Source organism: Mycobacterium pinniadriaticum (assembly GCF_026242045.1).
Taxonomy (GTDB): Bacteria; Actinomycetota; Actinomycetes; order Mycobacteriales; family Mycobacteriaceae; genus Mycobacterium; species Mycobacterium pinniadriaticum.
Map to the genome: position 1 here is coordinate 61,538 of NZ_JAPJDO010000027.1, position 24,144 is coordinate 85,681.

The following is a 24,144-nucleotide window of genomic DNA, read 5'->3' on the forward strand; positions in this document are numbered from 1 at the left end:
CGGAATGGTGATTCCCCACGCAGGGCGGCCGACGGGCCGACAAGGAGTTCGTCTCGGAAACCCTCACCCCCGGAAAGCACTCGCTGGGGGTCGAGTTCACCCGGGAAAGTGCCGGCAAGTACGGCGAATCCCTCGGAACCGCCGCGCTCTACGTCGACGACAAGGTTGTGACCAAGGGGCCGATGCGGGCCCAGGTGGGCAAGTTCACCCTCGCCGGCGACGGCCTGTGCGTCGGGTTCGACAGCGGTGACAACGTGTCGCAGCAGTACCAGAACCCGGGGACCTTCACCGGCGGGACCATCCAGGGCGTCGCGATCGACGTCAGCGAGGAGGTCTACGTCGACCTGGAGCGAGAGGCCGCCGCCGCACTGGCGCGGGACTGACGGGGGAGCCGGGTCGGCCATTCCTGCGTGGTGGCCGAGCCTGCCGGGTCGCGCTGGGTAGGGTGACAACCCGATGACCACCCCGCTGCGGCCCCGCTCCACCCCGGCGCTGACCCTGCCGACGCTGGCCGCCCGGGTCGGCGCCGTGCCTGCCGCCGGTGGTGCGCTACCCGGGGTCCGCATCACCGGGGTCACCCTGCGCGGCCAGGACGCCCAGGCCGGCGACCTGTTCGCCGCGCTGCCCGGTTCGTCGTCGCACGGGGCGCAGTACGCCGGGGCGGCGATCGGGGCCGGCGCCGTCGCGGTGCTCACTGACGCCGCCGGTGTTGCCGTCGTCCACGATCGGCTCGGTGACCCGGCCCCGGTCCCGGTCCTGCTACATCCCGCGCCCCGCTCGGTGCTGGGGGAAGTGGCGGCGGCGGTGTACGGCCACCCATCGGATCGGGTGGTGGTCCTCGGTGTCACCGGCACATCCGGCAAGACCACCACGACCCACCTGATCGAGGCCGGACTGCAGTCGGCGGAGCGTACCCCTGGCCTGATCGGCACCGTCGGTGTCCGGATCGCCGGTTCCGATGTGCCCAGCGCGCTGACCACCCCGGAAGCGCCGGCGCTGCAGGCGCTGCTGGCCGTGATGGCCGAGCGCGGCGTCGACACCGCCGTCATGGAGGTTTCCAGTCACGCGCTCGAGCTGGGCCGCACCGACGGAATCCGGTTCGCCGTGGGCGGGTTCACCAACCTGTCCCGCGACCACCTCGACTTCCATCCCACGATGGCGGCCTACTTCGAGGCCAAGGCCCGGTTGTTCGATCCGGCCTCGCCGGCGCATGCTGCCGTTTCGGTGATCTGCGTGGACGACGACGCCGGCCGCGATATGGCCCGCCGCGTCGCCGACGCGGTGACGGTGTCCGCCGACGGCCACCCGGCGGATTGGCGGGCCGAGGGGGTCGTGGTCCTTGACGGCGGCGGGCAGGAGTTCACCGCGGTGGATCCCGCCGGCGTCCACCACCGGCTGCGAATCCGCCTGCCGGGCCGCTACAACGTCGCCAACGCCCTGTTGGCGCTCGCGATGTTGGACGCCGTCGGGGTGTCGCCCGAACAGGCGGCCCCCGGCCTGCGCGACGCCTCGGTGCCGGGCCGGTTGGAACCGGTCGAGCGCGGCCAGGATTTCCTGGCGGTGGTGGACTACGCGCACAAGCCCGGTGCATTGCAGGCGGTGCTGGAAACGCTGCGGCGACCGCGGGGCCGGCTGGCGGTGGTGTTCGGCGCGGGCGGCGACCGCGATCCGGGTAAGCGAGAACCCATGGGCCGCATCGCCGCTGAGCTCGCCGACCTGGTGGTCGTCACCGATGACAACCCGCGCAGTGAGGCCCCCGAGGCTATCCGGGCGGCCATCCTGGCCGGCGCCGGGCAGGCCGACCGTGACCCGGCGGCCGAGGTCGTCGAGATCGGGGACCGGCGTGCGGCGATCCGGCACGTCGTCGGGTGGGCTCGCGGCGGGGACGTGGTGGTGATCGCGGGTAAGGGACACGAGACGGGCCAGACCGCGGCCGGGCAGACCCGGCCCTTCGACGACCGGGCGGAACTCGCGGCCGCCCTCGAGGCGCGAGGAGCGGCGCGATGATCGCGCTGACGGTCGCCGAGATCGCCGAGATCGTCGGCGGCGAGATCGCCGACATCGGCCCCGCGGACGCCGCCCGGCGGAGGATTACCGGAACCGTCGAATTCGACTCACGGGCCGTCACCGGCGGCGGGCTGTTTCTGGCGCTGCCCGGGGCGCGCGCCGACGGCCATGACTTCGCCGAGGCCGCCGTCGCCGCCGGTGCCGCCGCGGTGCTCGCAGCCCGGCCGGTCGGAGTGCCCGCCATCGTCGTACCGCCGGCCGCGGCGGCCGATGCCGAGTCCGGGGTGCTCGAACACGACGTCGACGGCGCCGGCGCGGCCGTGCTGGCCGCGCTCGCCAGATTGGCCGCGGCGGTCGCCGCCGACCTGGTCGCCGGCGGGCTCACGATCATCGGGGTGACCGGATCGTCGGGCAAGACGTCGACGAAGGACCTCATCGCCTCGGTGTTGCGACCGCTGGGCGAGGTGGTCGCCCCGCCGGGCTCGTTCAACAACGAGCTGGGTCTGCCGTGGACGGTGCTGAGGGCAGGGCCCGACACCGACTATCTGGTGCTGGAGATGTCGGCGCGCCATCCCGGCAACATCGCCGCGCTGGCCGCCATCGCCCCGCCGTCGATCGCGGTGGTGCTCAACGTCGGCACCGCCCATCTCGGCGAGTTCGGCTCCCGCGAGGCCATTGCGTCCACTAAAGCTGAACTGGTACAAGCTGTTTCGGCTTCCGGGGTGGCGGTTCTCAACGCCGACGACCCGATGGTGGCGGCGATGGCGGGCAAGACCGCCGCGCGGGTGGTGCGGGTCGGACAGGCCGAGACCGCGGACGTTCGCGCCATCGACATCGAACTCGACGACCTGGCCAGGCCGCGCTTCACGCTGGTGACGGGAGCCGGGGAGGTTCCGGTCCAACTGGCCGTGCACGGCGAACACCAGGTCGGCAATGCGTTGTGCGCGGCCGCGGTGGCCATTGAATGCGGTGCGACACCGGAGCAGGTGGCCGACGCGTTGGCGGCCGCGGGCCCGGCATCCCGGCACCGCATGGAGGTCTGCACCCGAGCCGACGGGGTGACCGTCGTCAACGACGCTTACAACGCCAACCCCGACTCGATGAAGGCCGGTCTGCAGGCACTGGCCGTGATGGCGCGGCGCCGCAACCAGCGCAGTTGGGCTGTGCTCGGCGAGATGGCCGAGCTGGGGGACTCCTCGATAACCGAGCATGATCGTGTCGGTCGACTCGCCGTGCGCTTAGATATCACTCGACTCGTCGTCGTCGGAACCGGGAGGCCCATGAACGCCATGCACCACGGGGCGGTCATGGAGGGATCCTGGGGTTCGGAATCCACCATGGTCGACGATGCCGACGCCGCCCTGGAATTGTTGCGGGCCGAGCTGCGGCCCGGGGACGTCGTGCTGGTCAAGGCCTCGAACGCGGCCGGACTCGGATCGCTGGCCGAAGCGTTGATAAGCGGAGTCTCCGGATGAGGCTGATCCTGATCGCCGTCGGCATCTCGCTGGCGGTGTCGATCCTGCTCACCCCGGCGCTGATCAAGCTGTTCACTCGCCAGGGTCTGGGCCACGAGATCCGTGAGGACGGCCCGCCGAGCCACAAGACCAAGCGTGGCACCCCGTCGATGGGTGGCGTGGCGATCCTCGCCGGCATCTGGGCCGGCTATCTGGGCACCCACCTGGTCGGCCTCGCGCTGGACGGCGACGGCCCGTCGGCATCCGGACTGCTGGTGCTGGGCCTGGCGACCGCACTGGGTGTGGTCGGTTTCATCGACGACCTGATCAAGATCCGCCGCTCGCGCAACCTGGGCTTGAACAAGACCGCCAAGACCGTCGGGCAGCTCACCGCTGCCGTGCTGTTCGGCATCCTGGTGCTGCAGTTCCGCAATGCCGACGGGCTGACACCGGGCAGCCCGGAGTTGTCCTATGTGCGTGAGATCGCCACCGTCACACTGAGTTCGGTGGTATTCGTGCTGTTCTGCGTGGTCATCGTCAGTGCGTGGTCCAACGCGGTGAACTTCACCGACGGTCTCGACGGGCTGGCCGGGGGCAGCATGGCGATGGTCAGCGCCGCCTACGTGCTGATCACGTTCTGGCAGTACCGCAACGCCTGTGCGACGGCCCCGGGATTGGGCTGTTACAACGTGCGCGACCCGCTGGATCTGGCGCTGCTGGCGGCCGCGACGGCCGGAGCATGCATCGGCTTCCTGTGGTGGAATGCCGCACCCGCCAAGATCTTCATGGGTGACACCGGATCGCTGGCGCTGGGTGGCATGATCGCCGGGCTCTCGGTCACCAGCCGCACCGAGGTACTGGCCGTGGTGCTGGGCGCCTTGTTCGTCGCCGAGGTGACGTCGGTGGTGGTGCAGATCCTGGCTTTCCGGACGACGGGGCGCCGGGTGTTCCGGATGGCGCCGTTCCACCACCATTTCGAGCTGGTCGGCTGGGCGGAAACGACGGTGATCATCCGGTTCTGGTTACTCACCGCGATCGCCTGCGGGTTCGGCGTGGCCTTGTTCTACGGCGAGTGGCTGTCGGCCATCGGCGCCTGACATGCGTCTGGCTGAGCTGACCTCAGGGGTGCAGGTTCTGGTGGCCGGCGCCGGCGTCACCGGGCGTGCGGTGGTGGCGGCGTTGGCGTCCTGGGATGTTCATATCAGGGTCTACGATGACAATGCCGATTCGCTGAAAGTGTTGGCGGCCAACGGTATCGACACTCTCGCGCCTGCTGATGCGGTGGCCGCGATCGGTGAGTTCACCCTGGTGGTGACCAGTCCGGGATTCCCGCCGACGGCTCCGGTGCTGGCCGCGGCCGCCGCGGCGGGAGTCCCGATCTGGGGCGACGTCGAGCTGGCCTGGCGCCTGGATGCGGCGGGGCGCTACGGGCCGCCCAAGCGCTGGCTGGTGGTGACCGGCACCAACGGCAAGACCACCACGACCTCGATGCTGCACGCCATGCTGGTCGCCGACGGGCGGCGCGCGGCTCTGTGCGGCAATATCGGCGATCCGGTGCTCGACGTGCTGGGTGAACCCGCCGACCTACTGGCCGTGGAACTGTCCAGCTTCCAGTTGTTCTGGGCGCCGTCGCTGCGGCCCGAGGCGGGCGCGGTGCTCAACATCGCCGAGGACCACCTCGACTGGCACGGCGGGTTCGAGGCCTACGCCGAGGCCAAGGCCCGGGCGCTGACCGGCCGGGTGGCCGTCGTCGGACTCGACGACGGTCCGGCGGCCGCGCTGCTGCCGAGTGCGCCGGCCCGGGTCAAGGTGGGCTTCCGCCTGGGTGAGCCGGCCCCGGGGGAGCTCGGGGTGCGGCACGGCATGCTCGTCGACCGTGCGTTCGCCAACTACGTGGAACTGGCGCCCGCAGCCTCCATTTCCGTCGCCGGACGGGTTGGCGTCCTCGACGCGCTCGGCGCGGCCGCGCTGGCCCGGGCGGTCGATGTCGCGCCGTCCTCGATCGCGGAGGCGCTGGCCGGCTTCCGGGTGGGGCGCCACCGGGCCGAGCGGGTGGCCGTCGTCGACGGTGTCACCTACGTCGACGACTCGAAGGCCACCAACCCACACGCCGCCCAGGCTTCGGTGCTGGCCTATCCGCGGGTGGTCTGGGTGGCCGGTGGCCTGCTCAAGGGCGCCTCCGTCGACGACATGGTCGCCCAGGTCGGGCCTCGGCTGGTCGGAGTGGTGCTGATCGGCCGGGACCGCGCGGTGGTTGCCGACGCGTTATCGCGACACGCGCCGGATGTCCCCGTCATCGAGGTTGTGACGCGGGAGGATGCTGTGGTGCATGAGACCAATGAGTCAGGTGTTACTCATGAGACTCGAGTGGTCGACTCCTCGGGGCCCGGCCTGGGTGCCCGGGTCATGACCGAGGCCGTCGCCGCCGCCGCGGGCCTGGCCCGATCCGGCGACACGGTGTTGCTGGCTCCCGCCGGTGCCTCGTTCGACCAGTTCGCCGGCTATGCGGATCGCGGCGACACGTTCGCCGCCGCCGTGCGCGCCACGGCCCGGTAGCGGCCGTGGCCAAGATCCTGTCCCGGCTGCGCCGTCGCGGCGCGGCGGACACTCCGGACACCCCGGCCTCCGCGGGGGCCGTCGACACCGTCGAGGCCGAGGAGGGCGCCGCCGAGGCCACCGAGGCGGAAGCCCCGACCGAGCCGGTGTCCACCGACGAGGCGCCGCGCGCGTCCCGGTTCGACGTACACCGCCGGTTCGGCGCCTGGCTGGGCCGGCCGATGACGTCATTCCACCTGATCATCTCGGTGGCCGCGCTGCTGGTGACGCTCGGTTTGATCATGGTTTTGTCGGCATCGGGAGTGCACTCCTACGACGAGGACGGCTCGCCGTGGGCGATCTTCGGCCGCCAGGTGCTGTGGACCGTGCTCGGGCTGTTCGGCTTCTGGTTCGCGCTGCGGGTGTCGGTGCGGTTCCTGCGCCGCACCGCGTTCTCCGCGTTCGCTGTCACCATCGTCATGCTGGTGTTGGTGCTGATCCCCGGTATCGGCCGGGAGTCCAACGGCACCCGCGGTTGGTTTGTCGTGGCGGGCCTGTCCATGCAGCCTTCGGAGCTGACCAAGATCGCGTTCGCCATCTGGGGCGCCCACCTGCTGGCGACCCGTCGCATGGAGCGGGCATCGCTGCGGGAGATGCTGATCCCGTTGATCCCCGCCGCGGTGGTGGCGCTCGCGCTCATCGTCGCCCAGCCCGACCTCGGGCAGACGGTGTCGCTGGGCATCATCCTGCTGGCCCTGCTCTGGTACGCCGGCCTGCCGCTGAAGGTGTTCGTCAGTTCGCTGGCCGCCGCGGTCGGGGCCGCCGCGGTCCTGGCGGTCTCGGAGGGCTACCGCTCGGATCGGGTGCGCTCCTGGCTTGACCCCAGCGCAGATACGCAGGGCTCGGGCTACCAGGCCCGCCAGGCCAAGTTCGCACTGGCCAACGGCGGCGTCTTCGGTGACGGGCTGGGCCAGGGAACCGCGAAATGGAACTACCTGCCCAACGCGCACAACGACTTCATCTTCGCGATCATCGGTGAGGAGCTCGGCTTCGTCGGCGCGTTCGGGCTGTTGGCCCTGTTCGGGCTGTTCGCCTACACCGGGATGCGGATCGCCCGCCGCTCGGCCGATCCGTTCCTGCGCCTGCTGACCGCCACCGCCACCATGTGGGTGGTCGGCCAGGTGTTCATCAACGTCGGCTATGTTATCGGCCTGCTGCCGGTCACCGGCATTCAGCTACCACTCATCTCCGCGGGTGGAACATCAACGGCGACAACGTTGTTCATGATCGGGCTGATGGCCAACGCCGCCCGCCACGAACCGGAGGCGGTGGCCGCCCTGCGCGCGGGCCGCGACGACCGGATGAACCGGCTGCTGCGGCTGCCGCTGCCCGCGCCCTACGTCCCGTCGCGGGTGGAGGCGTTGCGCGATCGGTTGCGCTCCAAGCCCGCGGACAAGTCCGCCCGGCCCGCCAAACCGGTCCGGCCGGCCAAGAAGCCGGTCAAGAAGCCAGCCCGCAAACCCCAACCCGCCCGCGACCGCACGGCGCTACCTGCCAAAACCCGGACGGCCCAGCGTTCCGCCCGACGCTCAGGGCATCATGGTGACGCTCCGCGAAACAGCGCGCAGCATCCGAATGAGGGAAGTAGCCGCGCACGGCGGTCCCGCGCATTGGAAGGTCAGCGTTACGGGTGAATGTCTCGGTGTCGGTTGTGCTTGCCGGGGGTGGCACCGCCGGACATGTCGAACCGGCGATGGCGGTGGCCGACGCGCTGAGGACGCTTGACCCGACCGTCCGGATCACCGCGTTGGGGACCGCCCGCGGGCTGGAGACCCGGCTGGTGCCCGACCGCGGCTACGACCTGGAACTCATCACCCCGGTCCCGCTACCGCGCAAACTCAACGGCGACCTCATGCGCCTACCGATCCGGGTGCGCCGCGCGGTCGCCGAGACCAGGGCCGTGCTCGACAGCGTCAGGGCCGACGTGGTGATCGGCTTCGGTGGGTATGTCGCCGTTCCCGCCTACCTGGCGGCGCGTCGTCGCATCCCGGTCGTCGTGCACGAGGCCAACGCGCGTGCCGGTATCGCCAATAAGCTCGGCGCCCGCAGCGCCCGCAAGGTGCTGGCCGCTGTGCCGGACTCGGGATTGCGGCATGCCGAGGTGGTCGGTATGCCGGTGCGCGCGTCGATCACGACCCTGGACCGGACGGCTCTTCGCGCCCAGGCCCGCGAATACTTCGGCTTCGCCGACGACGCCACGGTGCTGCTGGTGTTCGGTGGCTCGCAGGGTGCGGCGTCGATCAACCGTGCGGTGTCGGCCGCGGCGGCCGATCTGGCCGCCGCGGGCATCGCGGTACTGCATGCTCACGGCCCCAAGAACACCCTCGACCTGCGGACGCCGCGGCCAGGGGACCCGCCCTACGTGGCGGTGCCCTATCTGGACCGGATGGACCTGGCGTACGCGGCCGCCGACCTGGCGATCTGCCGGTCCGGGGCGATGACGGTGGCCGAAGTGTCGGCGGTCGGACTGCCCGCGGTCTACGTGCCGCTGCCGATCGGCAACGGTGAGCAGCGGCTCAACGCACTGCCGGTGGTGGCCCCCGGGGGCGGGCTGCTGGTCGAGGACGCCCAGCTCACTCAGGCGTTCGTCGCCCGTGAGGTGGCCGGCCTGCTCGCCGATGAGTCGCGGTTGCAGGCGATGACGACCGCCGCCGCACTGGTCGGCCACCGCGACGCCGCCCAGCGGGTCGCCGAGGTGGCGCTCGACGTGGCGCGGTCGTCATCGACCCGGAAGGGCCGGCGATGACCGTGCCTAAGGGATTGCCGCCGGAACTGCAGCGGGTGCACATGGTCGGCATCGGTGGTGCCGGGATGTCCGGTATCGCCCGGATCCTGCTGGATCGCGGTGGCCTGGTGTCGGGATCCGACGCCAAGGAGTCCCGCGGTGTCGTCGCCCTGCGCGCGCGGGGGGCCGCGATCAGCATCGGCCACGACGCGGCCAACCTCGACCTGCTGCCGGGCGGCGTCACCGCGGTGATCACCACCCATGCCGCCATCCCGAAAACCAACCCCGAGCTGGTCGAGGCGCGCAGGCGCGCGATTCCGGTGATCCTGCGGCCGGTGGTACTGGCCAAGCTGATGGCCGGCCACCGCACTTTGATGGTCACCGGGACCCACGGCAAGACCACCACCACGTCGATGCTGATCGTCGCACTGCAACACGCCGGCGTGGATCCGTCCTTCGCCGTCGGCGGTGACCTGGGGGAGGCGGGCACCAACGCGCACCACGGCAGCGGCGACTGTTTCGTCGCCGAGGCCGACGAGAGTGACGGTTCACTGCTGGAGTACACCCCCGACGTGGCGGTGGTGACCAACATCGAAGCCGACCACCTGGACTTCTTCGGTAGCGCGGAGGCCTACAGCGCGGTGTTCGACGCGTTCGTCGAGCGGCTGGCCCCCGGCGGCGCGCTAGTCGTGTGCGCCGATGATCCCGGTGCGGCCGCGCTGGCCGAACGCAGTGCGGCCCTTGGGGTTCGGGTGCTTCGGTATGGCGAAGGCCCGGGTGAGGGACTGGCCGGCGCGCTGGTCGGCTGGGAGCAGCACGGCACCGGTGCGGTCGCCCACATCCAGCTGGCCGGTGAGGCGCACCAGCGGGTGATGCGGCTGGCGGTGCCGGGCCGGCACATGGCCCTCAACGCTCTGGCCGCGCTGCTGGCCGCGGTCGAGAGTGGTGCACCGGTGGACGTGGTGCTCGATGGGCTGGCCGGTTTCGAGGGGGTGCGGCGTCGCTTCGAACTCGTCGGCACCGCCGACGGGGTGCGGATCTTCGACGACTATGCCCATCACCCTACCGAGGTCAGGGCCGCGCTGACCGCATTGCGGGCGATCGCCCAGCAGGACCGTACCGGCCACCCCACCCTCACCGGCGCCCGTAGCATCGTCGTTTTTCAACCCCACTTATATTCGCGCACAAAGACTTTCGCGCGTGAGTTCGCTCATGCGCTGGACATCGCCGACGAGGCATTCGTGCTCGACGTCTACGCGGCGCGCGAGCAGCCGCTGGCCGGGATCAGCGGCGCCACGGTGGCCGAGCACGTCAGAGTGCCGGTGCACTATGTCGCCGACTTCTCGGCGGTCGCCGCACAGGTTGCGGCCGCGGCCAGGCCGGGTGATGTCGTGGTCACCATGGGCGCCGGCGACGTGACGATGCTCGGCCAGGAGATCCTGACCGCCCTGCATGCCAAGGCGAACCGGTCGATGCCGGGGGACAACCGGTGACCGAGGATGAGGGCGAAGCGCCGCCGATCCTGCCCAAACCGACAAACGGGCAGGAAAGTGCGAGTGACGACGGGCAAAACGTCGATCTCGACGCGGAACCGGCAGCGGCCCCGACTCCGAACGGCCCCGAGGAGCCTGACGTCGTCGAGGGGCCTCGCATGCGGGAACGCCGCGAGCGCGCCGAGCGCCGCGCCGCGCAGGCTCGGGCGACGGCGATCGAAGAGGCCCGCCGGGAGGCGATGCGCAGAGCCCGAGGGCAGACCGTCGCGGCCCCGAAACCGTTGGGCAAGAGGGCGGTCCGCGGCCTGAAGCTGATCACCTGGCTGATCGTGCTCACGATCGTCAGCGTCGGGTTGGGGCTGGTGCTCTACTTCACCCCGCTCATGTCGGCCCGCTCGCTGGTGATCACCGGGATCGGAGCGATCAGCCGCGAGGAGGTCGTCGACGCGGCGAAGGTGACCCTCGGCACACCGCTGTTGCAGATCAACACCGACGAGGTCGCCGACCGGGTGGCCGGAATCCGGCGGGTGGCCAGCGCGCGTGTGCAGCGGGAGTACCCGTCGACACTGCGGATCACCATCGTGGAGCGGATCCCGATCGTGGTGAAGGACTACCCCGACGGTCCGCACCTGTTCGACAAGGACGGCGTGGATTTCGCGACCGCGCCGCCCCCGCCTGGGCTGCCCTATATCGACGTCGACCACCCTGGTCCCAGCGATCCGCCGACCAAGGCCGCGTTGGAGGTGATGACGGCGCTGCGCCCGGAGGTGGTGGCTCAGGTCAGCCGGATCGCCGCGCCGTCGGTGGCGTCGGTGACGCTGACACTGACCGACGGTCGCACCGTCGTGTGGGGGACGACCGACCGCACCGAGGAGAAGGCCGAGAAGCTGGCGGCCCTGCTGACCCAGCCGGGCCACGTCTACGACGTCTCGAGTCCGGATCTGCCGACCGTCAAGTAGTGCGGGCGAGAATCGCCGACAAATTCGCCCGCGACACGTCGGCGCGCCTCCCCAATCCAGCCCCGACCGGCCATACCGTTCTGGTTGCGCGGCGCTACTTGACATAACTCTAAGCCTCTGGTTGAGGTTGAGGGTTTGCCCAGAAGCTCGCAGGACCCGATCCCCACCTGGGAGGAAGACAGACGATGACCCCCCCGCATAACTACCTCGCCGTGATCAAGGTCGTTGGCATCGGCGGCGGCGGCGTCAACGCCGTCAACCGAATGATCGAGCAGGGACTCAAGGGCGTGGAGTTCATCGCGATCAACACCGACGCCCAGGCACTGTTGATGAGCGATGCCGACGTCAAGCTCGACGTCGGTCGCGACTCCACCCGCGGCCTGGGGGCCGGGGCGGATCCGGAGGTCGGCCGCAAGGCTGCCGAGGACGCCAAGGACGAGATCGAGGAGCTGCTGCGCGGCGCCGACATGGTGTTCGTCACCGCAGGTGAAGGTGGCGGTACCGGTACCGGCGGTGCGCCGGTGGTGGCCAACATCGCCCGCAAGCTCGGTGCACTGACCGTCGGCGTGGTGACCCGGCCGTTCTCCTTCGAGGGCAAGCGACGCTCCAATCAGGCCGAGTCGGGCATCCAGGCGCTGCGGGAGAGCTGCGACACCCTGATCGTCATCCCCAACGACCGGCTGCTGCAGATGGGCGATGCCCAGGTCTCGCTGATGGACGCGTTCCGCAGTGCCGACGAGGTGCTGCTCAACGGCGTGCAGGGCATCACCGATCTGATCACCACTCCCGGCCTGATCAACGTCGACTTCGCCGACGTCAAGGGTGTGATGAGCGGTGCCGGAACCGCCCTGATGGGCATCGGTTCGGCGCGCGGTGACGGTCGTGCGCTCAAGGCCGCCGAGATCGCCATCAACTCGCCGCTGCTGGAGGCCTCGATGGAGGGCGCCCAGGGCGTGCTGCTGTCGGTGGCCGGCGGCAGCGACCTGGGTCTGTTCGAGATCAACGAGGCCGCCTCGCTGGTACAGGACGCCGCCCACCAGGACGCCAACATCATCTTCGGCACCGTGATCGACGACTCGCTCGGTGACGAGGTCCGGGTCACGGTCATCGCGGCCGGGTTCGACTCGGCCAGCGCCAGCCGCAAGCCCGTCGTCGGGGGAGCGACCACCGGGGCCCAGCCGATCGCCCCCGGCGCGGCGGGCAAGCTGAGTTCTTCGCTCTTCGACCCGATCGACGCCGCCAGCGTGCCGGCGCACACCAACGGCGCGACGGTGAGCATCGGTGGCGGCGACGACGGTATCTCCGACGACGACGTCGACGTGCCGCCGTTCATGCGGCGCTGACCCCACCGTCACCGCCGCCGATACTGGGTTTGTGACCGTTCGTATCCGTCGCGTGACCACCACCCGCGCCGGTGGTGTCTCGGCGCCCCCATTCGACACGTTCAATCTTGGTGACCACGTCGGCGACGACCCGGCGGCGGTGGCGGCCAACCGCGCGCGCCTGGCCGCCGCCATCGGGCTCGCCGATGACCACGTGGTCTGGATGAACCAGGTGCACAGTGACCGCGTCGCGGTTGTCACCGAACCCCGCTCCGATGCCGTCGACGACACCGACGCCCTGGTCACCACGACGCCGGGGCTCGCACTGGCCGTGGTGACGGCCGACTGCGTGCCGGTCCTGATGGCCGACGCCCGCGCCGGCGTGGTGGCCGCCGTGCACGCCGGCCGGGTCGGCGCCGCCGACGGTGTGGTGCTGCGTGCCCTGGCGGCCATGATCGCCAACGGCGCGCACACCGAGGACATCTCCGTGGTGTTGGGCCCCGCGGTCAGTGGCGCCAATTATGAGGTGCCGGCACCGATGGCCGCTGATGTGGAAGCTCGGTTGCCGGGTAGTCGAACCACCACCTCGCGGGGAACGGCGGGGTTGGACCTGCGGGCCGGAATCGCCCGGCAGTTGACCGATGCTGGTGTGCGCGCCATCGACGCCGACCCGCGCTGCACTGTGGCCGACAAGAATTTGTTCAGCCACCGCCGCGACGCCCCGACGGGCCGGCTGGCCTGTCTGGTGTGGATGGAATGACCGGCGCCGCGACCCGGGAATCCGATCTCGCGACCGCACTGGCCGCGCTGCGAAACCGGCTCTCTGCCGCAGCGGATGCCGCCGGCCGCGACGTCACCGACATCGACCTGCTACCCATCACCAAGTTCTTCCCGGCCACCGACGTCGCGATCCTGTGGCGGCTGGGCTGCCGCGCGTTCGGCGAATCCCGCGAGCAGGAAGCCTCGGCCAAGATCGCCGAGTTCGGCGAGCTCACCGGTGCGTCGGACGTGCGCTGGCACATGGTCGGCCAGATTCAGCGCAACAAGGCCAAAGCCGTTGCCGCATGGGCGGATACGGTGCACTCGCTGAGCAGCGCCAAGGTGGCCGCCGCGCTGGACCGCGGTGCCGCGCGTGCTATCGACGACGGTGCGCGGACCGCACCGGTGCGGGTGTTCGTCCAGATCAGTCTCGACGGGGACACCTCGCGTGGCGGGGTGGACATCGGCGACCCCGGCGCCGTCGACGAGTTGTGCGCCCAGGTCGCCGGGTCCGGCGGGCTGCGGCTGGTCGGCCTGATGGCCGTCCCGCCATTGGGGTCCGACCCCGACACGGCGTTCGCGGCGCTGGCCGCCGAGCATGACCGCGTCCTGCACAACCACCCCGCCGCGACGGAGCTGTCGGCGGGGATGTCCGGTGACCTGGAAGCCGCGGTGCGACACGGTTCGACGTGTGTGCGTGTCGGAACCGCGCTTATGGGACAACGTCCTCTAACGTCTCCCTGAGTAGTCACTCCAGTCACATCTTCATCACAGACACCGAACTTCACGCTTTCAGAAGGGTCCAGCGATGAGCACACTCCACAAGGTCAAGGCCTACTTCGGCATGGCTCCTATGGACGACTACGACGACGAGTACTACGACGACGACGATCGCGGCGCCCACCGCGGCTACTCCCGCCGGGAGCGTTTCGCCGACGACGACTACGAGCGGCCGGGCCGCTACGACGACCGCGATCCGCGGATGGGGCGCGAGTACGAAGACCTCCGCGACTCCCGCGATGCCGACTACGCCCCGACGGGCGGCTTCCGCGCCCAGTACGGCGAGGAGCCGCGCTTCCGCCCGCGCGATTTCGAGCACCCGCACGACATGCCGCGGGGGTCCCGGTTCGGCTCACTGCGCGGGTCCACCCGTGGCGCACTGGCGATGGATCCACGCCGGATGGCCGAGTTGTTCGAGGCGGGCAGCCCGTTGTCGAAGATCACCACGTTGCGCCCCAAGGACTACAGCGAGGCCCGCACCATCGGTGAACGCTTCCGTGACGGCCAGCCGGTGATCATGGACCTGGTCTCGATGGACAACGCCGACGCCAAGCGGCTGGTCGACTTCGCCGCCGGACTGGCCTTCGCCCTGCGCGGGTCCTTCGACAAGGTGGCCACGAAGGTGTTCCTGCTGTCGCCGGCCGACGTCGACGTCAGCGCCGAGGAGCGCCGGCGGATCGCCGAAGCGGGTTTCTACAGCTACCAATAGGCAGGCTGGGTGCTGGTCGGCGGAGTCCGCCGAAGGGCCCGCGAAGACTTAGGTAGGCTGACGGCGTCGCGCTGGGTCCAAACCAGCGATGTCGGCAATGTCACATCCGCTGTTGATTAAGGACCGGCTTTAGTTGTCGCTGTTCTTCGAAATCCTGGGCTTCGCGCTGTTCGTCTTCTGGCTGCTGCTGATCGCCCGGGTCGTCGTCGAGTTCATCCGTTCTTTCAGCCGCGATTGGCACCCGCGCGGGTTCACCGTCGTGATGCTGGAGCTGATCATGACCGTCACCGATCCGCCGGTGAAGCTGTTACGTCGACTTATCCCGCAGTTGACGATCGGCGCGGTCCGGTTCGACCTGTCGATCATGGTGCTGCTGCTGGTGGCCTTCATCGGGATGCAGCTGGCATTCGGGGCTGCCGCCTAGGGGCGGCAAGGTACCTCAACGGGTCGCGAATCGCGATGAGCCACGCCGGGGAAGCGGTATCGGAAAATTGAAATTAGCTCTTAATTAGGCAACCGACGGTTCTGGTGTGACAGGATGGACGCCAGTTACAGTACGGAACGAACGTTAGACGCGTTCTACACTTTGCAGACCGGTTTGACCGCCCAGACCCGAGGGGGCAGATGATGCCGCTTACACCGGCCGACGTGCACAATGTGGCATTCAGCAAGCCGCCCATCGGCAAGCGAGGCTACAACGAGGACGAGGTCGACGCCTTCCTCGACCTGGTGGAGAACGAGCTGACCCGTCTCATCGAGGAGAACTCGGATCTGCGCCAGCGGGTCGCCGAGCTCGACCAGGAGCTGGGCGCCGCCCGCGCCGGTGGCGCGGTACCGCAACCCACTCAGGCGATTCCGCTCTACCAGCCCGAGCCGGAACCGGAGCCGGCCCCCGCGCCCGCGCCGCAGCCTGCGCCCAGCCCGGCCGCCAGCGAGGAGCAGGCCATCAAGGCCGCGCGAGTGCTGGCCCTGGCCCAGGACACTGCCGACCGGCTCACCGGCACCGCGAAGGCCGAGGCCGACAAGCTGCTGGCTGACGCCCGCGCGAACGCCGACCAGATCCTCTCGGAGGCCCGCCACACCGCGGAGACCACGGTTGCCGATGCCAAGCAGCGTGCCGACGCGATGCTCAGCGACGCGCAGACCCGCTCGGAAACCCAGCTGCGGCAGGCCCAGGAGAAGGCCGATGCCCTGCAGGCTGACGCTGAGCGCAAGCACACCGAGATCATGGGCACGATCAACCAGCAGCGCACCGTCCTCGAGGGACGGCTGGAGCAACTGCGCACCTTCGAGCGGGAGTACCGCACCCGGCTCAAGACGTACCTGGAGTCCCAGCTCGAGGAGCTCGGGCAGCGCGGGTCGGCCGCGCCGGTCGATTCCGGCGCCAACAGCGACGGCGGCGGGTTCAACCAGTTCAACCGGGGAAACAACTAAGCTCCTGCCGGCTGGAGGTTGATCGATGCTGATCGTTGCGCTGGTTTTGGCGGTGATCGGCCTCGCGGCTCTGGTCACCGCGGTCGTCACCAGCAATGAGTTGGTCGCCTGGGTGTGTATCGCGGCCAGTGTGCTCGGGGTGATCCTGCTGATCGTCGATGCGATTCGGGAGCGGCAGAACCGCGTCGACGGCGGCGAGCCCGCGGCTGCTGCGGCGGCCGACGATTCCGCGGAATCATTCGCCACCGCCGAGACCACCGCGTACGCGGAAACCGGTGAGGCGCTGGACTCCACGTACGCGACGTTCGACGCCGACTATCCCGACGACGAGGCGACCGCCGAAGACCAGCCCGACGAGGTATCGGACGCGGCCGACGAACCCGAGGAACCCGCGGCCGACGGCGAGTCCGAGACCGAATCCGCGACCGAACCAAAGTCCGAGACCGAGACCGAGGACGAACCGTCCGGCGAGTCCGGCTCACGCTGATCCCTTTCCTGCTCGAGCGGGTAAAGACACGGAATGGGCATCCACTACTCCAGCGTCGTCGACCATCCCATCGATGAGGTGTTCGGCTGGCACACCCGGCCCGGCGCCATGCGGCGGCTGATCCCGCCGTGGCAGCCGATGCATGTCGTGGCCGAGACCGAGTCGCTGGCCGACGGGCGTGCGGTCCTCGGTCTGCCGGGCGGCCTGCGGTGGATCGCCCAGCACGACCCGGCCGGTTACGACCCGCCGCATCAGTTCGTGGACGTGCTGTCCTCGGGGGGCGTGATGACCCTGCCGGCGCGGATCATCGGGTGGTGGCGGCACACCCACCGGTTCAGCGACGCCGGCGCGGGCACCACGACGGTGCACGACGAGGTCGACACCACCGTGCCGGGCGCTGCGCTGCGCTCGACGTTCGTCTATCGGCACCGCCAGTTGGCCGACGATCTCGCCGCGCACCGCGACGCGGCGCGAGCCGGCGCGGGTCAGCTGGCCGTCGCGATCACCGGCTCGTCCGGACTGGTGGGCAGCGCGCTGACCGCGCTGCTCACGACCGGCGGGCATCGGGTGATCCGCCTGGTGCGTCGCGATCCGGTCCGGCCCGATGAACGTCGTTGGGAACCAAGCCATCCCGCCGCCGATCTGTTCGAGGGAATCGACACCGTCATCCACCTCGCGGGCGCCAGCATCGCCGGACGGTTCACCGACCACCACCGCGCGGCGATCCGCGACTCGCGGATCGAGCCGACCCGGCGGCTGGCCGAGGTGGCCGCGGCGAGCGGCGGATTGAGCGCGTTCGTCTGCGCCTCGGCCATCGGCATCTACGGATACGACCGCGGGGACGCGCTGCTGGGCGAGGACAGTGCCCGCGGTGACGGCTTCCTGGCCGATGTCGTGGCCGACTGGGAGGCGGCCACCGAACCCGCGACCCGCGCCGGGGTGCGCACGGTCTGCGTGCGCACCGGGATCGTGCAGTCCGCCCGCGGTGGCACCCTACGGATGATGCGGCCGCTGTTCGCCGCCGGTCTGGGGGGCCGACTGGGCAGCGGCCGGCAGTGGCTGTCCTGGATCGGTCTCGACGACCTGCTCGACATCTACTACCGCGCCGCCTACGATGACCGACTGGCCGGGCCGATTAACGCCGTCGCGCCAAATCCGCTGCGCAACAGCGCATATACCAAAGCATTGGCCGCGACCCTGCACCGCCCCGCGGTGCTACCGGTGCCGTCGCTCGGCCCGCGGCTCTTGCTCGGCAGGCAGGGCGCCAGGGAATTGGCCGAAGCCGACCAACGCGTGCTGCCCACCACGCTGCAGGGGCTGGGACACCGGTTCCGGCAGCCGACCATCGAGGCCGCACTGGCCCACCAGCTGGGGCACGACCCGACGGGGTCCTAGTCCTTGGCGCGCCACGAGTGCAGGCTGCGGAGCAGCGGGCTCTTTTTGTACTCGTGACCGGCCATCCGGCCGAGGATGTCGTCAAGGGTGACGACCGCGTCGGCGATGTAGGGGCCCTTGTTCAGCATCACGCACTCGGCGCGTTCGGCCATTGCCGCATCGCTGATCTCGGCGCGTGACGGGCGCCCGGTTGTGGCCAGTTGCTCAAGCACCTGGGTCGCCCAGATCACCGGTAGATGCGCGGCCTCGCACAGCCACAGGGTCTCCTCCTGCAGCTCGGCCATCCGCTCGAATCCGGTTTCCACAGCCAGGTCCCCGCGGGCGATCATCACGCCGACCCGATTGCGTCGCATCGCGGTGAGCAACAGCTGCGGCAACTGTTCGAAGGCCTGGCGGGTTTCGATCTTGAGCACCACACCCAGGTCGTGGTCGCCGAGGCGGCGCAGTTCGTCGAACAGGCGGATGACGTCGGCGGGTTCCCGGACGAACGACAGTTGGACGAAGTCGGCGAGCTCGATCACCATCGCGAGATCGGCCACGTCCTTGTCGGTGAGTGCCGAGATCGGCAGATCGGTGTCCGGCACGTTGATCCCTTTGCCGGCACGCAGTTTCGCCGTGCCGTGGGCGGGGCGGTCGATGCGGACATCGAGGCTGTCGGCGGCGACGGCGATGACCTCACCGCCGAGCTTGCCGTCGTCGAAGTAGATCCGGTCGGCCACCACGGCGTTGTCGAACACTTCCGGCAGCGTGCACCCGATGCGGCGGGGCTGGTCGTCGTCGACGGGCGCGGGCGTGCAGTCCCGGGTCAGCCGCACGATGTCGCCGGCGGCCAGCCGGATACTCTGCTCGATCGCGGGCAGCTCGCCGACCTCGGTCAAATCCCGCTTACCGGCCTTCAACACGGTTCCCGTGCCCAGGTACGCGGTCTTCTCGGTGGTCACCACGAACCCGCCGGGTGCGGCCGCCGCGAGCAGCAATCGGCGCTTGGATCCGCGGGTGTCGCGCAGCACCAACTCGTCGCCTTCGGCGCGGTTGGCCAGCCATTCGGGGTCCACGGGCAACGTGGCCAGCCCCGGCTCCGGCGGCCGGGCCGGTCGTCTTGCCGAGGTCAGCCATCCGCGGGCGGCGGCCACCACCTGGCCCTGTGCGTTGCGGGTCGGCCGCAGCCGCACCACCTGCGGTCCGGGCTCCAGGGGGCCGGTGCGCAGTTTCGGGCCACCGAGGTCCATCGCCACCAGGCAGGGCCGGCCGGCAGCCGCGGCCGCGGCGCGGACGTTGGCGGCCATCGCCTTCCAGGCCGTCGCATCGTCGTGGGCGCAGTTGATCCGGGCGATCCGCATACCCGAATCCAGGAGCAAGCGCACCAGAGTGGGATCGCCGGCGGCCTCCGAGGGCAGGGTCACCATGATCCTCGCCGCCCGGTCCTCGGCGGCCGGGCCCAACAGTTCGACGGCGTTGCGCTCGAGCAGCTGCGCGCCTTGGGCGATCGCCGCGCAATCCTGGACCTCGGGCGTCCAGCCCTGGCCGCGCAGCGCGGCGATCGCGGCCGACACCACCCGCAGTGTGGCCCGCACATGAGCCTCGCTGCGGCCCAGTGAAGACAGCCCGATGTCGGCCAATCGCAGTTGCAGGTCACGCAGGTCGACCTGCCGCAATGCCCAGTAGTGGACCAAATTGATAGCACTGGAATAGTTTTCGGTGGCGACCGGATCGGTCCACGGCCGCCACCTGGACTCGGCATCGGTCAGCCGGGCCAGTAGTGCGTCGACTTCATCTTGCAGCCGGTCCAGCTGTTGTGCGGCGGCGGACATGCCGGGCACGCTAGTCATCTGAGGTTGCGATTGGGTGAACGATTTGCGGCGGCGCGGCCGGTGACGGGGGGTCCTCACCCGCTGGCCTGTATCGCTTTCGCCAGGTACAGAAACTGTGCTGTTCAGCCGCGATTGCCATGTTGCTGGTCGGTCCTATTTCGGCGGGCGGACCGGCGGTGCGTCGTCGGGGGCCACCTCGGCGCCGATCTTGCGGAACAATGCGTCGGCCTCGTTGGTGTACTCGCCTTCGGAGTCGAATGCGTCCTGGTCGTAGGTCACCGCCACCGCGATAGCGATGCGGCGGTCGGGCAGGTATGCCTCCAGTGCCGCGTAACCAGAGAACAGCGGGTTCTGCAACAGCCACTTCCCGGAGATCACGATCCCCAATCCGTAGGTGTAGAAGTCATCCTGAACACCGCACGTGGGGCAGCCCGGCAGCGCGGTGGTCTTGCCGCGCAGGTTCGTGGAGATCATCCTGCGGTAGGAATCCGCGGACAGCAGCCGGCCCGAACCGATCCCTTCGGCGGTGGCCGCCAGGTCGTGGATGTCGGTGGTCTGGATGGCGCCATGGGTGATGGTCCACGACGGATTCCAGAAGGTGGACTCTTCGTAAAACGTTGTGCCAGAGGGAATGTGGAGGGCCTGGCGGCGTTCTGAGGTGAACGCGTGTAGTGCCGGCGTTGGTATCTCCGGGGTGAACGAATCGGCCGTGTTGGTCAGGCCGAGGGGGTCGAGTACCTGCTGGCTCAACAACGTTGGCATGTCCTGGCCGGTGGCCTTCTCGAGGGCGAGGCCGAGCAGCACATAGCTGGTATGCGAATAGTTCCAGTTCGTGCCCGGTTCGTAGAGCAACGGCTTGTCGATGGCGTACGCCAGCAACTGTTGGGGCGTCCACTGCCGGAACGGGTCGCGGTAGAGCTCGGCGTTCATCGGCTCGTTGCCGATGACGTAATCGGCGTAGCCCGAGGTCATCTGCGCGAGCTGGCCCAGCGTCACGCGTTCGGAGTTGGGCACATCGGGCAGCCACTTGGCCAGTTTGTCGTCGAGGTTGACCTTCTTCTCGTCGACGAGCCGCAGCAACAACGTGGCCACATAGGAGATCGCGACGGCCCCGTTGCGGAAGTGCATCGCGGTGGTGGCGGGCACCCCGGTCATCGACTCGCCGAAGGCGCGAGTCAGCACGTCCTTGTCGTCGACGGTGACCCGGACCAGCACCGCCTTGAGGTGTGCCTGGGCGATCGTGTCCCGCACGATCTTGTCGATCGCCTCGGCCCGGGGTGGACTCGTCGGTGGTGAGGTCGCGGCGGGTTTGTGCGGTGCTGTACAGGCGGTCAGCACCAGCAGCGCGGCAAGTGTCACGGCGGCCGCTCGCCGCCGTCGGCTAGCCAACGACCTTGTCAAGGAACCCCCGCACCAGAAGCCGTAGCCGGCGGGCGGCATCGTCGACGTGGGTGGTGGTGTCCGCCCGCAGGTCGTCGTGGCGCAGTCCGAGTTCGGCGAGGTCGCCGTCGTCGCCGTCGATCCACAGCTCGAGAAGCTTGTGGTCGAGTTCGGGGTGGAATTGCAGGCCCATTGCCGAGCCGGAGACGAAAGCTTGTGAGGCGCGGTCATTTCGGGCGATCTCACGGGCACCAGGCGGCGCGGTGAACCGGTCGAAGTGCCATTGGAACCATGGCCCGTCGGGCACCAGTTCGTGGTCGGTGCTGTGCACCGGATGCCAGCCGACTTCGGGTTCGGTGGAGCGCTGCACCGAACCGCCGAGCGCGGCGGCCACGAGTTGGCCGCCGAAGCACACCCCGAGCACCCCGATACCGGCATCCACGGCACGCCGTACGGTGTCGATCTCACCGGCCACCCACGGCAGTCGCTCGTCGTAGACCGCCCACCGCGAGCCCAATGGCACGATCACGTCGTAACGGGTCGGGTCGGGAAAGGTGACGTCGAGGACCGGATCGGCGGCCCGCTCCGCCGGAACCACCTCGAATGTGTCGACATCGAAGCCGAGTTCGGTGAACGTCTCGCCGAGCAGCGCTTCGGGGGCGGTCGGATCGTTGTAGATGAACAGGACCTGACGGGGCACCCGAATACGGTACGCCCAGATTCGCCGCTATACGCAGTCGGAGGCGCCGTCGACGACCAGCACGGCGCCGTTGATGTAGCTGCTCTGCGCGGTGCACAGGAACGCGATGGCGGGGGCGACCTCGCCGACGGTGCCCATCCGGCCGGCCGGGATGTGCGCGATCTCGGTTGCCACGATCTCCGGAACGGCATGCATCGGCGCGGTCATCGCGGTCTCGATGGTGCCCGGCGCCACCGCGTTGACCCGGATTCCGTGCTTGGCCCACTTGACGGCCAGATTGCGGGTGATGTTGATGACGCCGGATTTGGCGGCTCCGTAACCGGGAACCATGGTGACCGCACGCAGCGCGGACATCGACGCCAGGTTGACCACGCTCGCCCCACCGGCCGCGCCGGAGGACTTCAGCGCACGCCTGAGCCCGACGGTGAGCCGGTACGGACCGGTGAGGTTCAGCGCGACGGAGGCGGCGAACCCGTCGGGTGTGGACTCGTCGAGGCCACCGGGAAAGTTGGCGCCGGCGTTGTTCACCAGGACGTCGAGGGCCGAGATGTCCTGGGCCAGAACGTCGATGGAGGCGTTGTCGGTGAGGACAAGCTGGCGGTAGGTCATCCCGGACAGGTCGGTGTCGTACTCGGCGGCAGCGGGTCTGGTGCCGGTGACGATGACGTCAGCGCCGGCGTCGCGGAAGAGCACGGCCACGGCATGCCCGATCCCGCTGGTCGCCCCGGTGACCAGAGCCTGGGTGCCGGTGAAGTCGAAGCGGAGCTGGGCGGTCATGTGTACCTTTCGATCTGCATGGTCAGCCAGGCGGACTCCCAGAAGTTGACGCTGTCCGCCAGGAGGTTTTCGTGGGCGGTTTTGAGTACCGCGCGCGCCCCGGAATGGCTGGGGGAGACCTGGGCGACGAGCTCGGCGAGGTGGATGGCCTCCAGCGGGCGGCCGTTGTTCACATGAGCCCGGGCGCGCTCGGTCAGCGCGTCGGTGCCGGCCAGTTCCACCAGATCGGCGCTGACGGCCTCGAGCCCCGTCGCGTACAGCTCGGTGGTCGAACGGTGGTGGAACCAGCCGGAATAGTTCTCCCAGATCGCGCGCACGTCCCAGGACAGCTTGCCGTAGCCCTGGCCGACGTCGAGCTGGTCGGGCAGAGTGATCTCGCGCATCAGGGTCCCGACGTCCTTACCGGCGTTCATCCCGGCGACGGTCGCGTCGTGCACGTATTGCACGGCGTCGCGCAGCCGGCTCAGTTCGGCTTCGATCCGGTCCGCTCCACGGATCGGATCGAAGTGCCCGGTCAGCAGCACGTCGGGGCGCAGGTCGCGAACCCGCTCGATGGTGTCGATCACGGTCAGCGCATCGCGGTAGCGGTCGCCGCGCATGGTGACCAGGTTCGGGATGTGGCCGAATACCGGGCCGAAGGTGTTGCTGCACAGGCAGATACGCTCATCGGGTAGCCACACCACCATCGAATCGGTGGTCTCGCCGCCGGGCGTCGCGATCAGCTCGAAGCGCCGGTCACCGACCGTCAGGGACAACCGGTCGCCGACGACGATATCGGCCGTTGCGGTGCTCTGGGCCGGAAGTTTCCTGCCGAAGCGCTGCTGGATCCTGGCGATACCGTCGGCGAGCCGGCTGGAGAAGGCGAATGCACTGCGGTTGGCGCGATAAGGCAGCAGGCGTTCGTTGTCGTCGCGCCAGTGTTCCCAATTGGCTTGGGCCACCACCTTGGTATCCGGATCGCGCAGAGTGTCCAACCCGCCGACGTGGTCGTAGTGGCCCTGGGTGATGAGGATGAAGCGCACCGGGGCGGAGTCGACGGCGTCGAAATTGGCCCGGTGCACCGGGCCTTCGAAGCCCATGCCGGTGTTGACGACGACGCGCCCGTCCGATGTCGTCAGCAGGTAGGAATTGGTCAGTCCCGGCGAGCACCAGATCCCCGGCGCGACTTCCTCGGCCCGTTCGGCGGAGGCCGGCGCCATCGCGTCGGCGCCGGGCCGGCTGCGATAAATGGGTTCCACGGATACCTCTAGACCGTATGGGGAGGCTGGGGCCTCGCCACATGTGATCGTGGGTTGCCGTCAGGAGTGGGTCCTGGCCGGTAGAGCCACAGATGTGGATGGAGGCCCCAGTGAAGGTT

21 protein-coding genes and 1 pseudogene are annotated in these 24,144 nt (G+C 69.5%); 17 read left to right on the plus strand and 5 right to left on the minus strand.

Features of this window, described 5'->3' with window-relative positions:
• Positions 1-44: 44 nt before the first annotated feature.
• The 17 genes and pseudogenes from ORI27_RS23990 to ORI27_RS24070 form a co-directional block, all read left to right on the plus strand.
• A pseudogene (locus tag ORI27_RS23990) lies at positions 45-383 on the plus strand (arylsulfatase); the annotation flags it as partial.
• 73 nt (positions 384-456) lie between these two features.
• The gene (locus ORI27_RS23995) at positions 457-2,007 is read left to right on the plus strand and encodes a UDP-N-acetylmuramoyl-L-alanyl-D-glutamate--2,6-diaminopimelate ligase (RefSeq protein ID WP_265999566.1); all 1,551 of its coding nucleotides are present in this window, start codon (positions 457-459) and stop codon (positions 2,005-2,007) included.
• Positions 2,004-3,482: a UDP-N-acetylmuramoyl-tripeptide--D-alanyl-D-alanine ligase gene (locus ORI27_RS24000; RefSeq protein ID WP_265999567.1), complete on the plus strand. Its 1,479-nt coding sequence runs from the start codon at positions 2,004-2,006 to the stop codon at positions 3,480-3,482. The genes ORI27_RS23995 and ORI27_RS24000 overlap by 4 nt, the downstream gene beginning before the upstream one ends.
• On the plus strand, positions 3,479-4,558 hold the full coding sequence (gene mraY / locus ORI27_RS24005; protein WP_265999568.1) for a phospho-N-acetylmuramoyl-pentapeptide-transferase: 1,080 nt from the start codon (positions 3,479-3,481) through the stop codon (positions 4,556-4,558). The genes ORI27_RS24000 and mraY overlap by 4 nt, the downstream gene beginning before the upstream one ends.
• A gap of 1 nt (position 4,559) precedes the next feature.
• The gene (murD, locus tag ORI27_RS24010; protein ID WP_265999569.1) at positions 4,560-6,017 is read left to right on the plus strand and encodes a UDP-N-acetylmuramoyl-L-alanine--D-glutamate ligase; all 1,458 of its coding nucleotides are present in this window, start codon (positions 4,560-4,562) and stop codon (positions 6,015-6,017) included.
• Between the two features lie 146 nt (positions 6,018-6,163).
• Positions 6,164-7,690, plus strand: a complete 1,527-nt coding sequence (ftsW, locus tag ORI27_RS24015) for a putative lipid II flippase FtsW (protein ID WP_407666417.1) — start codon at positions 6,164-6,166, stop codon at positions 7,688-7,690.
• Complete coding sequence (gene murG, locus ORI27_RS24020) at positions 7,666-8,802, plus strand: undecaprenyldiphospho-muramoylpentapeptide beta-N-acetylglucosaminyltransferase (protein ID WP_265999592.1); 1,137 nt, start codon at positions 7,666-7,668, stop codon at positions 8,800-8,802. Before ftsW ends, murG begins: the two co-directional genes overlap by 25 nt.
• Positions 8,799-10,274 carry a UDP-N-acetylmuramate--L-alanine ligase gene (gene murC / locus ORI27_RS24025; RefSeq protein WP_265999570.1) on the plus strand — a complete coding sequence of 492 codons (1,476 nt, stop codon included), beginning with the start codon at positions 8,799-8,801 and terminating at the stop codon, positions 10,272-10,274. The genes murG and murC overlap by 4 nt, the downstream gene beginning before the upstream one ends.
• A complete protein-coding gene (locus ORI27_RS24030; RefSeq protein WP_265999571.1) occupies positions 10,271-11,233 on the plus strand; it encodes a cell division protein FtsQ/DivIB in 963 nt (320 codons plus the stop codon). Before murC ends, ORI27_RS24030 begins: the two co-directional genes overlap by 4 nt.
• 185 nt (positions 11,234-11,418) lie before the next feature.
• Positions 11,419-12,576 carry a cell division protein FtsZ gene (gene ftsZ / locus ORI27_RS24035; protein ID WP_265999572.1) on the plus strand — a complete coding sequence of 386 codons (1,158 nt, stop codon included), beginning with the start codon at positions 11,419-11,421 and terminating at the stop codon, positions 12,574-12,576.
• 31 nt (positions 12,577-12,607) lie between these two features.
• Positions 12,608-13,315: a peptidoglycan editing factor PgeF gene (gene pgeF, locus ORI27_RS24040; RefSeq protein ID WP_265999573.1), complete on the plus strand. Its 708-nt coding sequence runs from the start codon at positions 12,608-12,610 to the stop codon at positions 13,313-13,315.
• Complete coding sequence (locus tag ORI27_RS24045) at positions 13,312-14,058, plus strand: YggS family pyridoxal phosphate-dependent enzyme (protein WP_265999574.1); 747 nt, start codon at positions 13,312-13,314, stop codon at positions 14,056-14,058. Before pgeF ends, ORI27_RS24045 begins: the two co-directional genes overlap by 4 nt.
• A 64-nt stretch (positions 14,059-14,122) precedes the next feature.
• Complete coding sequence (locus ORI27_RS24050; protein ID WP_265999575.1) at positions 14,123-14,803, plus strand: cell division protein SepF; 681 nt, start codon at positions 14,123-14,125, stop codon at positions 14,801-14,803.
• Positions 14,804-14,936: 133 nt separating this feature from the next.
• Positions 14,937-15,227, plus strand: coding sequence for a YggT family protein (locus ORI27_RS24055; protein ID WP_265999576.1), 291 nt, complete (start codon positions 14,937-14,939; stop codon positions 15,225-15,227).
• Positions 15,228-15,430: 203 nt separating this feature from the next.
• Complete coding sequence (wag31, locus tag ORI27_RS24060) at positions 15,431-16,237, plus strand: DivIVA-like cell division protein Wag31 (RefSeq protein ID WP_265999577.1); 807 nt, start codon at positions 15,431-15,433, stop codon at positions 16,235-16,237.
• A 25-nt stretch (positions 16,238-16,262) separates the two neighbouring features.
• Positions 16,263-16,724: a phage holin family protein gene (locus ORI27_RS24065; RefSeq protein WP_265999578.1), complete on the plus strand. Its 462-nt coding sequence runs from the start codon at positions 16,263-16,265 to the stop codon at positions 16,722-16,724.
• A 33-nt stretch (positions 16,725-16,757) separates the two neighbouring features.
• Complete coding sequence (locus ORI27_RS24070; protein WP_265999579.1) at positions 16,758-18,119, plus strand: TIGR01777 family oxidoreductase; 1,362 nt, start codon at positions 16,758-16,760, stop codon at positions 18,117-18,119.
• Here ORI27_RS24070 and ORI27_RS24075 read toward each other — a convergent pair.
• The 5 genes from ORI27_RS24075 to ORI27_RS24095 form a co-directional block, all read right to left on the minus strand.
• Positions 18,116-19,930: a pyruvate kinase gene (locus tag ORI27_RS24075; RefSeq protein WP_265999580.1), complete on the minus strand. Its 1,815-nt coding sequence runs from the start codon at positions 19,928-19,930 to the stop codon at positions 18,116-18,118. The genes ORI27_RS24070 and ORI27_RS24075 overlap by 4 nt on opposite strands.
• Before the next feature lie 153 nt (positions 19,931-20,083).
• A complete protein-coding gene (locus ORI27_RS24080; RefSeq protein ID WP_407666413.1) occupies positions 20,084-21,289 on the minus strand; it encodes a serine hydrolase domain-containing protein in 1,206 nt (401 codons plus the stop codon).
• A gap of 22 nt (positions 21,290-21,311) precedes the next feature.
• Positions 21,312-22,010 (minus strand): type 1 glutamine amidotransferase, encoded by a 699-nt coding sequence (locus tag ORI27_RS24085; RefSeq protein ID WP_265999581.1) that lies wholly within the window; start codon positions 22,008-22,010, stop codon positions 21,312-21,314.
• A gap of 27 nt (positions 22,011-22,037) precedes the next feature.
• Complete coding sequence (locus tag ORI27_RS24090) at positions 22,038-22,787, minus strand: SDR family NAD(P)-dependent oxidoreductase (protein ID WP_265999582.1); 750 nt, start codon at positions 22,785-22,787, stop codon at positions 22,038-22,040.
• Positions 22,784-23,986, minus strand: coding sequence for an MBL fold metallo-hydrolase (locus ORI27_RS24095; protein ID WP_265999594.1), 1,203 nt, complete (start codon positions 23,984-23,986; stop codon positions 22,784-22,786). Before ORI27_RS24095 ends, ORI27_RS24090 begins: the two co-directional genes overlap by 4 nt.
• Positions 23,987-24,144: the final 158 nt, after the last annotated feature.